Source organism: Shewanella sp. Isolate13 (assembly GCF_022398325.1).
GTDB lineage: Bacteria > Pseudomonadota > Gammaproteobacteria > Enterobacterales > Shewanellaceae > Shewanella.
The window spans coordinates 32,663-49,446 of the sequence record NZ_JAKEVD010000029.1 but is presented as its reverse complement, the minus strand read 5'-3'; the positions used below and the strand labels follow the sequence as shown (position 1 = coordinate 49,446).

At 45.8% G+C, this 16,784-nt stretch carries 7 protein-coding genes; 6 read left to right on the top strand and 1 reads right to left on the bottom strand.

Annotated elements, in window-relative coordinates; all coding sequences use genetic code 11:
• The first annotated feature begins 21 nt into the window (after positions 1-21).
• The 5 genes from aceE (at position 22) to L1D44_RS16460 (ending at position 12,860) form a co-directional block, all read left to right on the top strand.
• The gene (gene aceE / locus L1D44_RS16480; protein ID WP_239892389.1) at positions 22-2,682 is read left to right on the top strand and encodes a pyruvate dehydrogenase (acetyl-transferring), homodimeric type; all 2,661 of its coding nucleotides are present in this window, start codon (positions 22-24) and stop codon (positions 2,680-2,682) included.
• 13 nt (positions 2,683-2,695) lie between these two features.
• A complete protein-coding gene (gene aceF / locus L1D44_RS16475; RefSeq protein WP_239892387.1) occupies positions 2,696-4,297 on the top strand; it encodes a pyruvate dehydrogenase complex dihydrolipoyllysine-residue acetyltransferase in 1,602 nt (533 codons plus the stop codon).
• 219 nt (positions 4,298-4,516) lie between these two features.
• Entirely contained in the window at positions 4,517-5,944 is a 1,428-nt protein-coding gene (gene lpdA, locus L1D44_RS16470) for a dihydrolipoyl dehydrogenase (RefSeq protein ID WP_239892385.1), read from the top strand.
• A gap of 155 nt (positions 5,945-6,099) precedes the next feature.
• Entirely contained in the window at positions 6,100-10,563 is a 4,464-nt protein-coding gene (locus L1D44_RS16465; RefSeq protein WP_239892383.1) for an EAL domain-containing protein, read from the top strand.
• An 80-nt stretch (positions 10,564-10,643) separates the two neighbouring features.
• Complete coding sequence (locus L1D44_RS16460; RefSeq protein ID WP_239892380.1) at positions 10,644-12,860, top strand: patatin-like phospholipase family protein; 2,217 nt, start codon at positions 10,644-10,646, stop codon at positions 12,858-12,860.
• An 85-nt stretch (positions 12,861-12,945) separates the two neighbouring features.
• On the opposite strand, the gene hxpB is transcribed toward L1D44_RS16460, so the two are convergent.
• A complete protein-coding gene (gene hxpB, locus L1D44_RS16455) occupies positions 12,946-13,611 on the bottom strand; it encodes a hexitol phosphatase HxpB (RefSeq protein WP_239892378.1) in 666 nt (221 codons plus the stop codon).
• 424 nt (positions 13,612-14,035) lie between these two features.
• Between hxpB and acnB the strand changes: the two genes are divergently transcribed.
• Complete coding sequence (gene acnB / locus L1D44_RS16450) at positions 14,036-16,633, top strand: bifunctional aconitate hydratase 2/2-methylisocitrate dehydratase (RefSeq protein WP_239892376.1); 2,598 nt, start codon at positions 14,036-14,038, stop codon at positions 16,631-16,633.
• Positions 16,634-16,784: the final 151 nt, after the last annotated feature.

Genomic DNA, 16,784 nt, shown 5'->3' with positions numbered 1-16,784 from the left:
ACGTATAGGAAAGGACTGCAAATGTCTGAACATATGCTACAAGATGTCGATCCACTAGAAACCAACGAGTGGTTGTCTGCTTTAGAATCTGTTGTACGTGAAGAAGGGGTTGAGCGTGCTCAATTCCTATTGGAACAAGTACTCGATAAGGCCCGCTTAGACGGTGTCGATATGGCAACGGGGATTACGACTAACTACATCAATACTATTCCTACAAGCCAAGAGCCTGCTTATCCTGGTAATACAACTATTGAGCGTCGTATTCGCTCAATTATTCGTTGGAACGCAACCATGATTGTGCTACGTGCGTCTAAAAAAGATCTAGACCTCGGTGGCCATATGGCGTCTTACCAATCTGCCGCTTCATTTTATGAAATGTGTTTTAACCACTTCTTCCGTGCGCCAAACGAGGTAGATGGTGGTGATTTAGTCTATTACCAAGGTCACATCTCTCCAGGTATCTACTCGCGTGCATTCGTTGAAGGCCGCTTGACTGAAGAGCAGCTAGATAATTTCCGTCAGGAAGTTGATGGCAAAGGTATTCCTTCATACCCGCATCCAAAGCTGATGCCTGAGTTCTGGCAGTTCCCGACCGTATCTATGGGTCTAGGCCCAATGTCTGCAATTTATCAGGCACGTTTTCTTAAGTACCTAGACGGCCGTGGCCTAAAAGATACTTCTGCCCAGCGTGTATATGCATTCCTTGGTGATGGTGAGATGGATGAGCCGGAATCACGCGGTGCAATCTCTTTCGCTGCCCGTGAAAAGTTAGACAACCTATGCTTCTTAATCAACTGTAATCTACAGCGCCTAGATGGTCCTGTTATGGGTAACGGTAAGATCATTCAAGAGCTTGAAGGCTTGTTTAGAGGTGCAGGTTGGAATGTGGTCAAGGTGATCTGGGGTAACAACTGGGACTCACTGATTGCAAAAGACACCACAGGTAAATTACTGCAGTTGATGAATGAAACCATCGATGGTGACTACCAGACATTTAAGTCAAAAGACGGCGCTTATGTACGTGAGCACTTCTTCGGTAAGTACCCAGAAACAGCAGCCCTTGTATCTGATATGACAGACGCTGAGATCTTCGCGCTTAAGCGCGGTGGTCATGAGCCATCTAAGTTGTTTGCAGCATTTAAGAATGCTCAAGAGACAAAAGGCAAGCCAACGGTAATCTTAGCTAAAACCGTAAAAGGTTATGGCATGGGTGATGCGGCTGAAGGCAAGAATATCGCTCACGGCGTGAAGAAAATGGACATGACTCATGTGCTACAGCTTCGTAACCGCCTAGGACTAAGCGATTTGCTAAGTGATGACAAAGTGTCTGAGCTACCTTACTTAAAGTTAGAGGAAGGCTCGCCAGAATATGATTATCTACACGCGCGCCGTGATGCACTGCATGGTTATACTCCACAGCGTTTACCTAATTTCACTAAGGCATTAGAACTACCTGCTGTTGAAGAATTTAGCTCTTTGCTTGTTGAGCAAAAGCGTGAAATTTCAACCACTATGGCATTCGTGCGTACCTTGAATATCCTGCTTAAAAACAAGGGTATTGGTAAGAACATAGTGCCAATTATTGCCGATGAAGCGCGTACCTTTGGTATGGAAGGCTTATTCCGTCAAATTGGTATTTATAACCCGTATGGTCAGGAATATACGCCAGAAGATCGTAGCGTTGTGTCTTACTACAAAGAAGCCACTTCTGGCCAAGTACTACAGGAAGGTATCAATGAGCTAGGTGCTATGTCGTCTTGGGTTGCAGCAGCAACTTCATACAGCACTAACGATCTGCCTATGATCCCATTCTACATCTACTACTCTATGTTTGGTTTCCAACGCGTTGGTGACATGGCATGGATGGCGGGTGATCAGCAGGCTCGTGGCTTCCTATTAGGTGCTACAGCAGGGCGTACAACGCTAAACGGTGAAGGTCTACAGCACGAAGATGGTCACAGCCATGTTCAGGCAAACACCATTCCGAACTGTATCTCTTACGATCCAACATTCGCTTACGAGCTAGCGGTGATCATGCAAGACGGCATCCGTCGTATGTATGGCGAGCAAGAGAACGTGTTCTACTACTTGACGCTGATGAATGAAAACTATGCGATGCCAGCAATGCCAGAAGGTTGCGAGGAAGGTATTCGTAAAGGTATCTATAAGCTTGAATCTTATAAGGGTAGCCATAAGGTTCAGTTAATGAGCTCGGGTACCATCATGAATGAAGTGCGTAAAGCAGCGCAGATCCTAAGTGATGAGTACGATGTGGCGTCAGATGTTTACTCAGTGACTTCATTTAACGAGTTAACCCGTGAAGGTCAAGATGTTGAGCGTTATAACATGTTGCATCCTGAAGCAGAGCCTAAGCAAGCGTATATCACCCAAGTGATGGGCAAAGAGCCTGCAATTGCAGCAACAGATTACATGAAGAATTATGCGGAACAAGTTCGTGCATTTATGCCTTCAGAAACATTCAAAGTACTAGGTACAGATGGTTTTGGTCGTTCAGACAGCCGTGAAAACCTACGTCGTCACTTTGAAGTCAATGCTGGCTACGTTGTTGTAGCGGCACTGAATGAACTCGCAAAACGTGGTGATATTGAAAAGTCAGTGGTTGCACAAGCCATCGCTAAGTTCAACATCGACACTGACAAGACAAACCCGCTATACGCGTAAGAGGCAACACAAAATGGCAATCGAAATTAATGTCCCTGATATTGGTGCGGATGAGGTTGAAGTAACAGAGATCCTTGTTAGCGTTGGTGACAAGGTTGAAGAGGAGCAATCGCTTATCTCTGTTGAGGGCGATAAAGCTGCGATGGAAGTTCCGGCATCGAAAGCGGGTATTGTGAAAGAGATCAAAGTAGCCGTTGGCGATAAAGTGTCTACAGACTCATTAATTATGATTTTTGAATCTGATGCAGCAGCGAGTACAGCAGAAGCTGCGCCTGTTGCTGAGCCTGCTCCGGTTGCCGTAGCAGCACCATCGGCAGCGCCAACTGCACAAGACGTCAACGTACCAGATATTGGTGGCGATGAGGTTGAAGTGACCGAGATCATGGTTAAAGTGGGCGACACGGTAACTGAGGAACAATCTCTTATCTCTGTTGAGGGCGACAAGGCTGCGATGGAAGTACCAGCACCCTTTGCCGGAAAAGTATTAGAGATTAAAGTTGCTCAAGGCGACAAGGTGTCTACGGGCTCATTAATTATGACCTTCGAAGTGGCGGGTAGCGCTCCTGCAGTTGAGGCGCCAGCCGCTGCACAAGCTGCTCCTGCGCCAGTTGCCGCTCCTGCACCTAGCCAAGCAGTCTCTAGTCAGCCAGCGACAACTGCAGCGAAAGAAGACTTCGTTGAGAACAGTGCTTACGCGCATGCTTCACCAGTGATCCGCCGTATGGCGCGTGAACTCGGTGTTAACCTTACTAACGTGAAAGGTACAGGCCGTAAGAATCGTATCATTAAAGAAGACGTTCAAAACTACATTAAAGCGGCGATCAAGCAAGTTGAATCGGGTAGTGTTAACACTGCTGGTGGTAGTAACGAATTGAATCTATTGGCATGGCCAAAAGTCGATTTCAGCAAGTTTGGTGAGACAGAAGTTAAACCGCTATCACGTATTCAAAAGATCTCAGGTGCTAACCTACACCGTAACTGGGTGAAGATCCCGCATGTTACCCAGTGGGATGATGCAGATATTACAGAGCTAGAAGCTTTCCGTAAGGCACAAAATGCTGCTGAAGCGAAGAAAGACTCGGGCATGAAGATCACGCCTTTAGTATTTATTATGAAGGCTGCAGCTAAGGCGTTGGAAACTTTCCCAACCTTTAACTCTTCACTGTCAGAAGATGGCGAAAGCTTGATTTTGAAGAAGTACGTCAACATAGGTATCGCTGTTGATACGCCGAATGGCCTTGTAGTTCCCGTCTTTAAAGATGTGAACAAGAAAGGGATTCATGAGCTTTCTAATGAATTGAAAGAAGTGTCTAAGAAAGCCCGTGACGGCAAGCTAACGGCTGCTGATATGCAAGGCGGCTGCTTCACCATTTCAAGCTTAGGCGGCATTGGTGGTACGGCATTTACGCCGATTGTGAATGCACCTGAAGTGGCTATCTTGGGCGTATCTAAGTCAGACATGAAGCCAGTTTGGAACGGTAAAGAGTTTGAGCCGCGCTTGATGTTGCCGCTATCACTCTCTTATGACCATAGAGTGATCGATGGTGCCGATGGTGCGCGTTTCATCACTTACTTGAATAGCTGCCTGTCAGATATTCGAACCTTAGTGCTTTAAACAAAATAGGCTGCTTGATTCAAGCAGCCTATTTTCTAGATAGCTTAATCTTCAACTATTAAGAATCATCAACAAGATTAAGTGTTTCTAGGATTGTGATCCGTATCAAACAAAGGTTAAAATGCGGCCACCTTACAAGATTTGGCCACAGTTTTTCGTTGAGTCGGTACTTATTGTTAAGTCGGTGCCATCAACGACATAAAAAGAATAGAGGAAAACATGAGTAACGAAATTAAAACTCAGGTAGTTGTACTAGGCGCTGGCCCTGCTGGCTATTCAGCTGCATTCCGTGCTGCAGATTTAGGTCTAGATACTGTTATCGTCGAACGTTTCAGCACGTTAGGCGGTGTATGTCTAAACGTTGGTTGTATCCCTTCTAAAGCCTTGCTTCACGTTTCTAAAGTCATTGAAGAAGCAAAAGCGGTTTCTAACCACGGTGTTGTTTTCAGTGAGCCACAGATTGATCTTGATAAGCTACGTGAATACAAGCAATCAGTAATCGGTCAGCTAACCAACGGCTTAGGCGGAATGTCTAAGATGCGTAAGGTTGACGTGGTTAATGGTCTTGGTAAGTTCACAGGTCCTAACACGTTAGAAGTTCAAGGTGAAGACGGCGTTAAAGTCGTTCATTTTGAGCAGGCAATTATTGCAGCGGGTTCTCGCCCAATTCAACTGCCATTTATTCCTCATGATGATCCTCGCGTATGGGATTCAACTGATGCGCTAGAGCTTAAAGAAGTGCCTGGCAAGCTACTGGTTATGGGCGGCGGCATCATAGGTCTAGAGATGGGTACCGTATACTCTTCTCTAGGTAGCGAAATCGACGTGGTTGAGATGTTTGACCAAGTGATCCCAGCTGCTGACAAAGACGTAGTTCGCGTTTATACCAAGAAGATCAAGAAGAAGTTCAACTTGATGCTTGAAACCAAAGTTACTGCAGTAGAAGCAAAAGAAGATGGCATCTACGTGACGATGGAAGGCAAGAAAGCGCCAACAGAGCCAGTGCGTTATGACGCAGTATTGGTTGCAATTGGCCGTGTTCCAAATGGTAAAGGTCTAGATGCAGAGAAAGCTGGCGTGAATGTCGATGAGCGTGGCTTCATCAATGTTGATAAGCAGATGCGTACTAACGTACCAAACATCTTTGCAATCGGTGACATCGTGGGTCAACCAATGCTTGCGCACAAAGGTGTGCATGAAGGTCATGTAGCTGCTGAGGTAATTTCTGGTCTTAAGCACTACTTCGATCCTAAAGTTATCCCATCAATCGCCTACACTGACCCAGAAGTAGCGTGGGTTGGCCTAACTGAGAAAGAAGCGAAAGAGCAAGGTGTTGCTTACGAAACAGCGACTTTCCCATGGGCAGCAAGCGGCCGTGCAATCGCCTCTGATTGTGCCGATGGCATGACTAAGCTTATTTTCGACAAAGAGACACACCGTGTTATTGGTGGTGCTATTGTCGGTGTTAACGGTGGTGAGCTATTAGGTGAAATCGGCCTCGCAATTGAAATGGGTTGTGACGCTGAAGATCTAGCACTAACGATTCATGCTCACCCAACATTGCATGAGTCTGTTGGCCTAGCGGCTGAGATTTATGAAGGTTCAATCACTGATTTGCCAAACCCAAAGGCAAAGAAGAAAAAGTAAGCGGTTAAGATAAACTGCTTTTCACCTGAAAAAAGCGCTCTTTTGAGCGCTTTTTTATTTGAGCTACATGCAATAGTGTTTTTTAGGTAATCAAAGGGTGAATCTCTGTTACCTAAATGCTACATTCGAGTTAATCTGGAAGGGCACTAAAGCAGATGAGAACAATAATTAAAAAAATTTGGCTTGGCTTTATTCTATTAATGGTTACTTGCGCCGTACCTGCTCTGGCTAACGGAGTGGTGCAGCGCGTATTGAGTGCGAGTGATGGACTCATCAATGGCACTGTGTGGGATATCGCTTTTGACGAGCACGGTTTTACCTGGTTGGCGACAGAAGAGGGGCTGTATCGAGTCAGCAGTAATAAAGTTCGTCGAATCGATAAGGTCGGTTTACACTCAAAACTCTCCGATAGTGTGCTTTACCTCTCTCTGCCTCTAAGTAAGCAACATATCCTTGTTAGTGGTGCCTATCGCATTTACCTATATGATATTTACACCAACGAATTTATTGAGTTTGGTAGCCCTGAGTTATTTCCTGAGTATCGCGGTAGTGGCATCGTATCTCAAATAGAAGAGGCTAACGGTGACAGGATCTTTTTGACCTTTGATGGTGAATTGCTTCGTTTTAACTATCAAAGCATGTCACTTGAACGGATAAACTTCCTTCCCAGCAATCTCGATCACCCATGGCGTATTATGTTACCCCTATCCGATCAGCGTCTGCTTATTGGCAAAGAGCAGCATTTAGAGGTGCGAGATATCCATGGAGTCAGGCTGGGTGTGTTGCCTTGGCCCGATGCCTGGGGAAAGATTAAGAATGTTTTTCGTCATTCCAGTGGCCGAGCGTGGATAACCTCGAGTAAGGGGTTGTTTGAGATCGACCAAGCCAGTTTAGCAATAGAAAAAGTTGAACAACTCCAGCACTACATCACGAGTATCGCCGAAGATAAACAGGGGTTTCTGTGGCTATCTACTCGGGCTGGATTGCTAAGATGGTTTCCCGATGCCAAAAAAGGTGTGCTCTACGGTAATGAATTAAAGCTCAAGTCTAATATCGATTACACCTACGATATCGCTGTCGATGAAACGGGGTTAATTTGGGTCGGTGGCAGTGGCGATGGAGTGGCGATCTTAGCCAACGATCCCGACTTTATTATTGATAAATTCAGCAAAGCCTCACCCTACCAGATGAAGGATGAGGTGATTTGGGCTATCTATACAGATGATGAACACCTCTGGTTTGGTACCGATGCCGGTCTGATCTTAGTGGACAAGCGGACTCAGGGGTCTTATGTCATTAATCCTCATGGCATAAACTTAAACGATAGTATTTATAAAATCGATTCATTAGACGAAGACTATCTATTGCTCTCGAGTACCAATGGTTTATCTGTTGTAAATAAGAACACTTTCCATACCCAAAGTTTTGCCAGCTGGTCCGGTGGTAAAAGTTCGCTTGAACATAAAGTTGTTTACAATACTTACTTCGATCCTCTCATTGAGGGGCGTATCTGGTTTGCAACGAGTAGTGGGCTATTTTATTGGCAACAGGGGTTCCTTGAGCCTAAGTCGGTGCGGTTAGGCAGCGCCCTCAATAGTAATATAGCGGTTGAGATCGTCTCGATTACTCGAGATAGCAGCCAGCGCTTATGGCTAGGTGGTAATCATATTTTTGGTTACTTAGACTCTCAGGATATTTTTCATCCGGTACTGGAACCATTAAGTTTTCGCTCAGGAGAACCCAATGTTCGATTCATTAAAGAGGTTAATCCCGGAGAACTTTGGCTTGGCTTGGATGCCCAGGGGCTCATCTCCTATGATGTGCAAACCGGTGCCCTTAGAAGCGTGACCGATGACTGGAAGGTTAAGTGTAGCGGCATCTATTTTATTGAGGATTTGGGGCATTACCGTTTGATTGGCTGCCCCCGTTCTATGATCCGCCAAAACCTTATCGACGGAGAAATTGTCACCGTCTTACCACATGATGGCTGGATCAGCGATGAGCTAAATGAGGGGGCTTATTTTGCTGCTGACGAAGGGGTCTATCTCGGTACGCCTGATGGCGCAATGCTACTCAATGTTGAGACACTGGAAAATCGAACTGCTCATGACTCAGTGATCTTGGAGTCAGTAGAGATCTATTTTGAGGACCACAGTGAACTCAATTTGATGCCACTGAATGACTATCATATTTTGCCGGGGGCACAATTGATCAGTTTTCAGTTATCCCGTAATAACTACCTTGATGAAAAGCCGATGCAGCTCCAGTATCGCCTGCGTCGTAGCGGCCTTGATAAACAAGCTAGCTATATCTATCTTGATGGCAACTCGCAGCTGAATATCTCCGGTTTAGAGTCCGGCGCCTACGCACTTGATATCCTCAGCATGGATAATGAAATTTGGTCAGACAAACCATTTTCCTATCGTTTTTATGTGGAAAAATTTTGGTGGCAGAGCTCATGGTTTAAAGGAATGCTACTTATCTGCTTATTGCTTGCAGCCCTTGGCGTTATTCTTATTCGTCAGCGCCAAGTGAAAGCATTTAAAGTCATGAACTCAGCACTGACTAATAGTGAAAATCGTTTAAAACAGGCGCTAAAAGGCAGTAACTCAGAGCTATGGGAATGGCAGCGAGAGGGGGAGCTGTTTCGCCTAGAAAACATTGCCGGATTGTTGAGTGCCGAAGAGCCGCAAGTATACCTAAGCCTGAAAGAGTTCCCCATTCATCAAGAAGATGCAGCGGAAGTGATGGCGGCTTGGGAAGATATGCTACAGGAGCGTACCGATAGGTTTGAGCTTGAGTATCGATACTGGCGCACAGACGGCAGTATGGGCTGGGTACGTGTAATGGGACGCCCTGTTGAGCGCAGTCTATCAACTGGAGTGATAGAGCGGGTTTCTGGGATCTACAGTGATATTACCGAGCAGCGCAAGCTCAAAGACGATGTCTACTTATTGGCGCAAGCGTTTGAAAACACTTCTGAAGCTGTGCTTATCTTTGATAGTAGTGAGAGAATTCAAGTTACCAATAAGTCGGCTCAAGATATGATTGGTTTAGCGCCAGATAACTTAATTGGCTTAGCATTCCTTGAGGTGTTACAGGTAGACGGAGTGAGTTCGAGTATTGCCAACTTATTGCAGCAGGGGCTGAGTTGGACTGGTGAGTGTTTTGTGGATACCGGAGAGGGGCTCAATAGGCCCGTCTGGTTAAACGTTTCGTCAATCTTGAATACCCATGGTGACACCAGTCATTACGTGGCTGTGTTTTCAGATATTACCGAGCGAAAGCGTACCGAGGCCGATCTTCGTCGTTTAGCCAATTACGATGTGCTGACGGGCTTGCCTAATCGCTCATTATTTTCGAGTAAACTTTCTCAATCTGTATATCAGGCTGAAAAGGATGGTACAAGTTTAGCGTTACTCTTCTTAGATTTAGATAGGTTTAAACATGTAAATGACTCCTATGGGCATAGTATGGGAGATGCCTTACTAGTTGAGGCATCTAACCGCTTACAGGCGCTAATCTCTGATGAAAATGTCTTGTGCCGCTTCGGTGGGGACGAGTTTGTTATTCTGCTTAGAGATGGCCCAAATATCGATGCGATAAACTACCTGTGTGAACAGTTACTCGCGAGTATTGAGCGACCCTTTATGCTTTACGGTCGAGAGTTTTACATCTCAACCAGCATAGGCGTGAGTTTATGGCCTGAAGATGCGAAGCAACCCGAGGCGTTAATTAAAAATGCGGACCTGGCTATGTATCATGCTAAGGAGGAGGGACGTGGCCACTTTAAGTATTATTCTGAGGAGCGTAATGCAGAAGCACTTTATCACTTAAAGTTAGAAGCTGATCTGCGTAAGGCAATAGAGAGAAATCAGCTGGAGCTGCATTTTCAACCGCAAATTGATATTTTACAAAATGATAAGCTCGTTGGTGTGGAAGCTCTGCTACGTTGGCGCCACCCTAAAGAGGGCTTTATTCGAACTGACATCTTCATCAAGGTTGCGGAGGCGTGCGGACTTATTGTTGAGATAGATCGTTGGGTGATGCGAGAGGCATGCCTATATGGAGCACGTTGGGCGGAGCAATTAGCAGAGCCTATTAAGGTTTCGGTCAACATCTCAGCGCTACATTTTCGTCTTCCAGATTTTATTAGCGGTGTTCAACAGATCATGGCTGAAACTGGCATGCCAAACTCTTCGCTCTCATTAGAGATCACCGAAGGGGTATTGATGAAAGAGCTCAAAGTCGCTAAGCAACACCTTAAAGCGCTTAAAGAGATAGGTATCGATGTCGCAATTGATGATTTTGGTACGGGATATTCATCGCTGGCTTACTTACGACATTTTGAAGTTAACACTCTTAAGATTGATCGCTCTTTCTTGATTGATATCGCAACCAATAAGGCCGATCAGGCGATAGCAAGCAGTATTATAGAGCTCGCGAGAAACTTAAAGTTAGATGTCGTTGCCGAAGGCGTTGAAACCCATGAGCAACTCGAACATGTATTCAGTCGAGGATGCTATGTGATTCAGGGCTATTACTTTGCTAAGCCCATGCCACTTGCTGCAATTGAAGAGTATATGGGGCTAGAGCAAGAGTTAAGCCTAGAAGGTTAGCCGAAAAGTGCGCAATTCCTTGCGCATTGCCACTAAATAAAATACGTTAAGATACCAGTAGAAGAGCTAAATAAGTCATTATGATTAAAAGAGTTATTATTCTTTTTCTAGCGCTAGCTAGTTCGCAGTTTTCGTTTGCTGAAGAGCGGCCAAAAATTGGTTTAGTCCTGAGTGGTGGCGGTGCTAAAGGCGCAGCGCATATCGGCGTGCTTAAGGTACTCGAAGAGAAAAAGATCCCCGTTGATTATATCGCTGGAACCAGTATCGGCGCCTATGTCGGGGGCATGTATGCCTTAGGTTATAGCGCGGCAGAAATTGAAGCCATCATGATGAATACCGATTGGAGTAAAGGTTATTCAGATACCATCCCGCGAGAGTCATTAAGTTACCGAGATAAAGAGACTCGCGATCAGTTCAATATTCCAATAAACGTTGGCTACAGTGACGAGGAAGTTAAAACCCCTGCGGGTTTGCTTCGAGGACAGACGATGTCGCTGTTGTTGCGTAGCTCTACAAACTTGGTGCATCAATTCGGCCATTTCGATGATCTTGCTATTCCATACCGTGCGGTTGCAACGAATCTCGTTACCAGTGAGCCTGTGGTGCTCAGCTCCGGCAGTGTTGTTGCTGCGATGCAGGCATCCGCCTCGGTTCCTGGTGCCTTACAGCCGGCGGTCATTGACGGCAAGTTATTGGTGGATGGCGGGATCGCAAACAATATGCCTGTCGATGTGGTGAAGGCCATGGGTGCAGATATTATTATTGCTGTCGATATCGGCTCTCCCTTGGTCGGTAAGGATGAGCTTAATAGTACGGTTGCGGTACTGAATCAGCTTTCCACCATGCTTACTAATGCGAGTTCAGAGAGGCAAAAAGCCCTGCTTAGCGATCATGATATCTTGATCAGGCCAAACATCGGTGAGTTAAGCACCACAGATTTTAGCATCATGCCTATCGCGCTGCCGCTAGGTGAGATCGCTGCGCGGGAGCAAAGCGACAAGCTTGAGCAATATAGTGACGATGCTGGCGAGTACAAACAATATTTGGCCCATAAAAAAGAAAAGAGTAGGCAGTGGCTAGCCGATATTGATAGGCCGTTACTTAAGATTATTTATGATAATGACTCCAAAGTGAGTGAAAGGCTTCTCGCAGACAATCTAGATCTCAATGTTGGTGAAGCTGTTACAGTAGAGGAGCTAGAGGCTGGTTTAAAAAGAATTTATGCCCTAGATAAGTTTGAGCGAGTTGATGCGGAATTTTCCGATACGGAAGAGGGACGCGTACTTACCGTAACTACTAAGGCAAAGTCTTGGGGGCCGAACTATTTTCAGCTCGGCTTTAGTTGGGAAGATGATTTTAGCTTAGACTCTGCCGTTTCACTCGATGTGGCTTACACCATGACGGAGTTAACTGAGACCGGAGGAGAGTGGCGTAACGAGGTCTCACTTGGTTACGACAAGTTATTAGCATCGGAGTTTTATCAACCGTTAGCTAGAGATCAGTCCTACTTCAGCCGTGCACGGGTGGAGTATGAACTCAAAGACTGGAGCTTTTTTGAAAATAACAGCCGAGTGTTGGAGCTAAGACAAACTGCTTATCGTACAGAGCTGGGGATTGGTGCCAATTACACTCAAAACGGTATGGTTGAAATCGGCATACTGGGCGAAATGGGCGATCTTGAAAATGATGTCTGGGGTTTTGGTAAGGTGGATTACACCGGTTATGGTGGCTACTTTAAATTTGCCTATGATGACTTAAATAGTATCAACTTCCCAACATCGGGCAATCGTTTTACCTTCAATGTGTATCTCAGAAAAGAGGGATATGAACTCGATGGTATAGGCGACTCCAATGACTTCTCTATGCAGTATGAAGCCGATTGGCGTGGTGCCGTCGGTGTGGGGAATCATGCCTTTGTGGGGATAGCATCATTGGCGACCGTTGATAAGGATGGTGCCTTTACTGTCAACGTTTCTGAGTTAGGTGGCTTCTTGAATCTATCGGGTTACCACAAGAACGCCCTGTACGGTTCACATAAAATTTTTGGCGCCTTTGTGTATCAGTATGACTTAGGTCGAGACGTACTGGGTATGACCGAATATCCGTTATATTTAGGTACCAGTATCGAGGCGGGTAATGTATGGAGCCAAAAAGATAGCGTGTCGTTAGATGACCTTATTTATGCTGGAAGCTTATACTTAGGAATTGATACCAGTGTTGGTCCGGCCGCCTTCGGTTTTGGTGCATCCGATGATGGCGAGAAAACCATATTCCTGTTTCTCGGAAAGAACTGGTAGGTTCAAGTCGATAAGATTTAAAGCCCGTCTAAAGATGGGCTTTTTATTTTTCTACCTTGGCGTGAGTTAGGGGGGAGCTCTTTGGCTAGCTATGCTTAGCCAAAAACTCTGCTAGCTCGGCTAGGTTGTCGAGCCGATGATGTGCAATGGCCCACTTGCTGAGTGCAGCATCTTTAGCTTCTGGAATCGCGATGGTTTGCATATTAGCTGCGCGAGCAGAGACTAATCCATTGAATGAATCCTCAATCGCTAGACAATAGATAGGATCAATATTTAGTGCCTGAGCGCAGCTTAAATATACCTCTGGGTGGGGTTTGCCATAAGCCAAGTGTTCGGCAGACTTGATGGCATGAAAATATTCTGCGATCTGCAGCCTGTTTAAAACAGCATTGATGATATCGCTAGAAGATGAGGTGGCCAGACCGACTCTTAGACCACGCTCTTGGCAGGCTTGGAGTGCTTTTATAACGCCTGTCATCGGTTCTCCATGTGTAGTGATATGGCTGACTACCCGCTCGACAATGGCCTGCGCCGTTTGTTGGTTATCATAGTTATCCCAAGGAGAGCGGCTATACCAAAAGGCCACGACCTGATCGATTCTCAGCCCCGTTGTGAGAGCCATATCCTCCATGGAAACGTTTAAACCTAGCTCGGTTAGTACCGTATGCTCGGCAATTTGCCACGTAGGTTCGGAGTCGATTAGTACTCCATCCATATCGAAAATAACGGCTTTTAGTGCTGCTGTACTCATAAGTGTCCAATTATGTTCATTATAACTTTGGTGAATAGTAGCTGTGAAAGTGGGCTGCTTTATAAATAATACCTAGATGATACCACTATCCTCAGGGCTATTTTAGCTGGGATTTTGAGCAGTGAATCGAGGCTGAAATACATTTAAATCTATGATTTATATAATTTAGATCAAACTTTCCCACTATGGTCTAGTTTTCTTTTTGAGCGAATAGTTCTACTGTATAGCTCGAGATGTCGATTGAGTGTTGTTTTAGTTTTGCTGAAGTGTGATCGGATTCATACTTTTGTAAAGCTGTAGTATAATAGCGCTCGAATGAAGGGTCGAGCCTGCCGAGCTGTCAGTTTCAATTTGAAGACGAGCAGTTTCGCTGTTATATCAATCTTAGATTGGTATTGAACGCCAAACAAAGAGGAATGTTGCCGTGCTAGAAGCATATCGTAAACACGTCGCAGAACGTGCTTCAGAGGGCGTAGTCCCTAAGCCATTAGATGCCCAACAAGTGGCACAACTAGTCGAATTGGTAAAAAATCCACCTGCAGGTGAAGAAGAGTTTATTCTCGATCTGCTTGAAAACCGTATCCCACCAGGTGTTGATGAAGCCGCATACGTTAAAGCTGGTTTCTTAGATGCAGTCGCAAAAGGCGAAGCGTCATCTTCTATCTTATCGTCTGAGCGCGCAGTTGAGCTGCTTGGTACTATGCAAGGTGGTTATAACATTGAGCCATTGATCGCTCAGTTAGATAACGACGCGCAAGCACCGCTTGCAGTAAAAGCCTTATCTCACACTCTACTTATGTTCGATGCGTATCATGACGTTGTCGAAAAAATGCAGGCGGGTAACGACTTTGCTAAGCAGGTTGTTCACTCTTGGGCAGACGCTGAATGGTTCCTTTCTCGTCCTAAGCTTGCAGAAAAAATCTCATTAACCGTATTTAAAGTATCGGGCGAAACCAATACCGATGACTTATCTCCGGCACCAGATGCATGGTCACGTCCAGATATCCCACTGCATGCACTAGCTATGCTTAAAAACGCGCGTGACGGTATCGTTCCTGATGAAGCGGGTGTTATCGGTCCAATCAAAGAGATTGAATCACTTAAAACTAAAGGTTTCCCACTGGTTTATGTGGGTGACGTTGTCGGTACAGGTTCTTCGCGTAAGTCAGCGACTAACTCAGTATTGTGGTTCATGGGCGATGATATCCCGAACGTTCCTAACAAGCGTGCAGGTGGTTTCTGTTTGGGTGGCAAGATTGCACCTATCTTCTTCAACACCATGGAAGATGCAGGCGCACTGCCAATCGAGCTAGATGTAAGTAAGATGGAGATGGGCGATGTAATCGACATCTATCCATATGAAGGCCTTGTTAAGCGTCATGATACTGATGAAGTGATTTCACAGTTCTCGCTGAAAACCGATGTGTTGATGGATGAGGTTCGCGCTGGTGGCCGTATTCCACTTATTATCGGTCGTGGCCTAACAGATCGAGCTCGTGAAACATTAGGTCTTGAAGCCTCAACTGAATTCGTACGTCCACAAGATGTGGCGGACACTGGTAAGGGTTATACCCTTGCGCAGAAGATGGTAGGTAAGGCATGTGGCGTTACAGGTATTCGTCCTGGCCAATATTGTGAGCCTAAGATGACCTCTGTGGGTTCACAAGATACTACAGGCCCTATGACTCGTGATGAGCTTAAAGATCTGGCTTGTCTTGGTTTCAGCGCTGATTTAACCATGCAGTCTTTCTGTCACACTGCGGCTTATCCAAAGCCAGTTGACGTGAACACGCACCATACACTGCCTGATTTCATCATGAATCGTGGCGGCGTTGCGCTACGTCCTGGTGATGGTGTTATCCACTCTTGGTTAAACCGTATGTTACTGCCAGATACTGTAGGTACAGGCGGCGACTCGCATACACGTTTCCCTATCGGTATTTCGTTCCCAGCAGGTTCTGGCCTTGTCGCATTTGCTGCAGCAACAGGAGTGATGCCACTGGATATGCCTGAATCGATCTTAGTACGCTTTAAAGGTGAAATGCAGCCAGGTATCACGCTACGTGACTTGGTACATGCTATTCCCCATAAAGCGATTGAGATGGGTCTGCTCACGGTAGAGAAGAAAGGTAAGATCAACGCCTTCTCTGGTCGCGTACTTGAGATTGAAGGCCTTGAGCAGCTTAAAGTTGAGCAGGCATTCGAGCTTTCAGATGCATCGGCTGAGCGTAGCGCCGCAGGTTGTACCATCAAGCTAGGCAAAGAGCCAATCATCGAATACCTAAACTCAAACATCGTTATGCTTAAGTGGATGATTGCCGAAGGTTATGGCGACCGTCGCACTATCGAACGTCGTATTACCGCGATGCAAGAGTGGCTAGCGAACCCTGAGCTAATGGAAGCGGATAGCGATGCTGAGTACGCAGAAGTTATCGAGATTGATTTGAATGAAATCAAAGAGCCAATTCTTTGTGCGCCGAATGATCCTGATGATGCGATTCTACTTTCATCTGTGGTTAATACTAAGATCGATGAAGTGTTCGTCGGTTCTTGTATGACGAACATTGGTCACTTCCGTGCAACGGGTAAAATGCTAGATAAGTTTGCATCGACTCTACCAACACGCTTGTGGATTGCGCCGCCAACTAAGATGGATCGCGATCAGCTAACTGAAGAAGGCTATTACGCTATCTTTGGTCGTGTCGGTGCGCGTATCGAGATCCCAGGCTGTTCACTGTGTATGGGTAACCAAGCACGTGTTGCTGAAGGTGCAACGGTGGTTTCTACTTCAACTCGTAACTTCCCGAACCGTCTAGGTACTGGTGCAAATGTTTATCTGGCATCAGCCGAGCTTGCGGCAGTGGCGGCGCTTCTTGGTCGTCTGCCATCTCCTGATGAGTATCAGACATACGCGAAAGAGTTAGATGCGACAGCAGCTGACACTTACCGTTACTTGAACTTCGATCAGATTGCATCGTACACGGCAAAAGCCGACGAAGTGATTTTCCAATCAGCAGTTTAAGCTAGATTGGAGCACTAAAAAGGCCAGCTAATCAGCTGGCCTTTTTGTTGATTCATTTTACTCTTTGCTAGAACCTAGAACCTAGAACCTAGAACCTAGAACCTAGAACCTAGAACCTAGAACCTAGAACCTAGAACCTAGAACCTAGAAC

Bases quoted from the DNA above. Each gene is read 5' to 3' on its own strand.
- aceE (WP_239892389.1), top strand. From the start codon at position 22: ATGTCTGAACATATGCTACAAGATGTCGATCCACTAGAAACCAACGAG.
- aceF (WP_239892387.1), top strand. From the start codon at position 2,696: ATGGCAATCGAAATTAATGTCCCTGATATTGGTGCGGATGAGGTTGAA.
- lpdA (WP_239892385.1), top strand. From the start codon at position 4,517: ATGAGTAACGAAATTAAAACTCAGGTAGTTGTACTAGGCGCTGGCCCT.
- L1D44_RS16465 (WP_239892383.1), top strand. From the start codon at position 6,100: ATGAGAACAATAATTAAAAAAATTTGGCTTGGCTTTATTCTATTAATG.
- L1D44_RS16460 (WP_239892380.1), top strand. From the start codon at position 10,644: ATGATTAAAAGAGTTATTATTCTTTTTCTAGCGCTAGCTAGTTCGCAG.
- hxpB (WP_239892378.1), bottom strand. From the start codon at position 13,611: ATGAGTACAGCAGCACTAAAAGCCGTTATTTTCGATATGGATGGAGTA.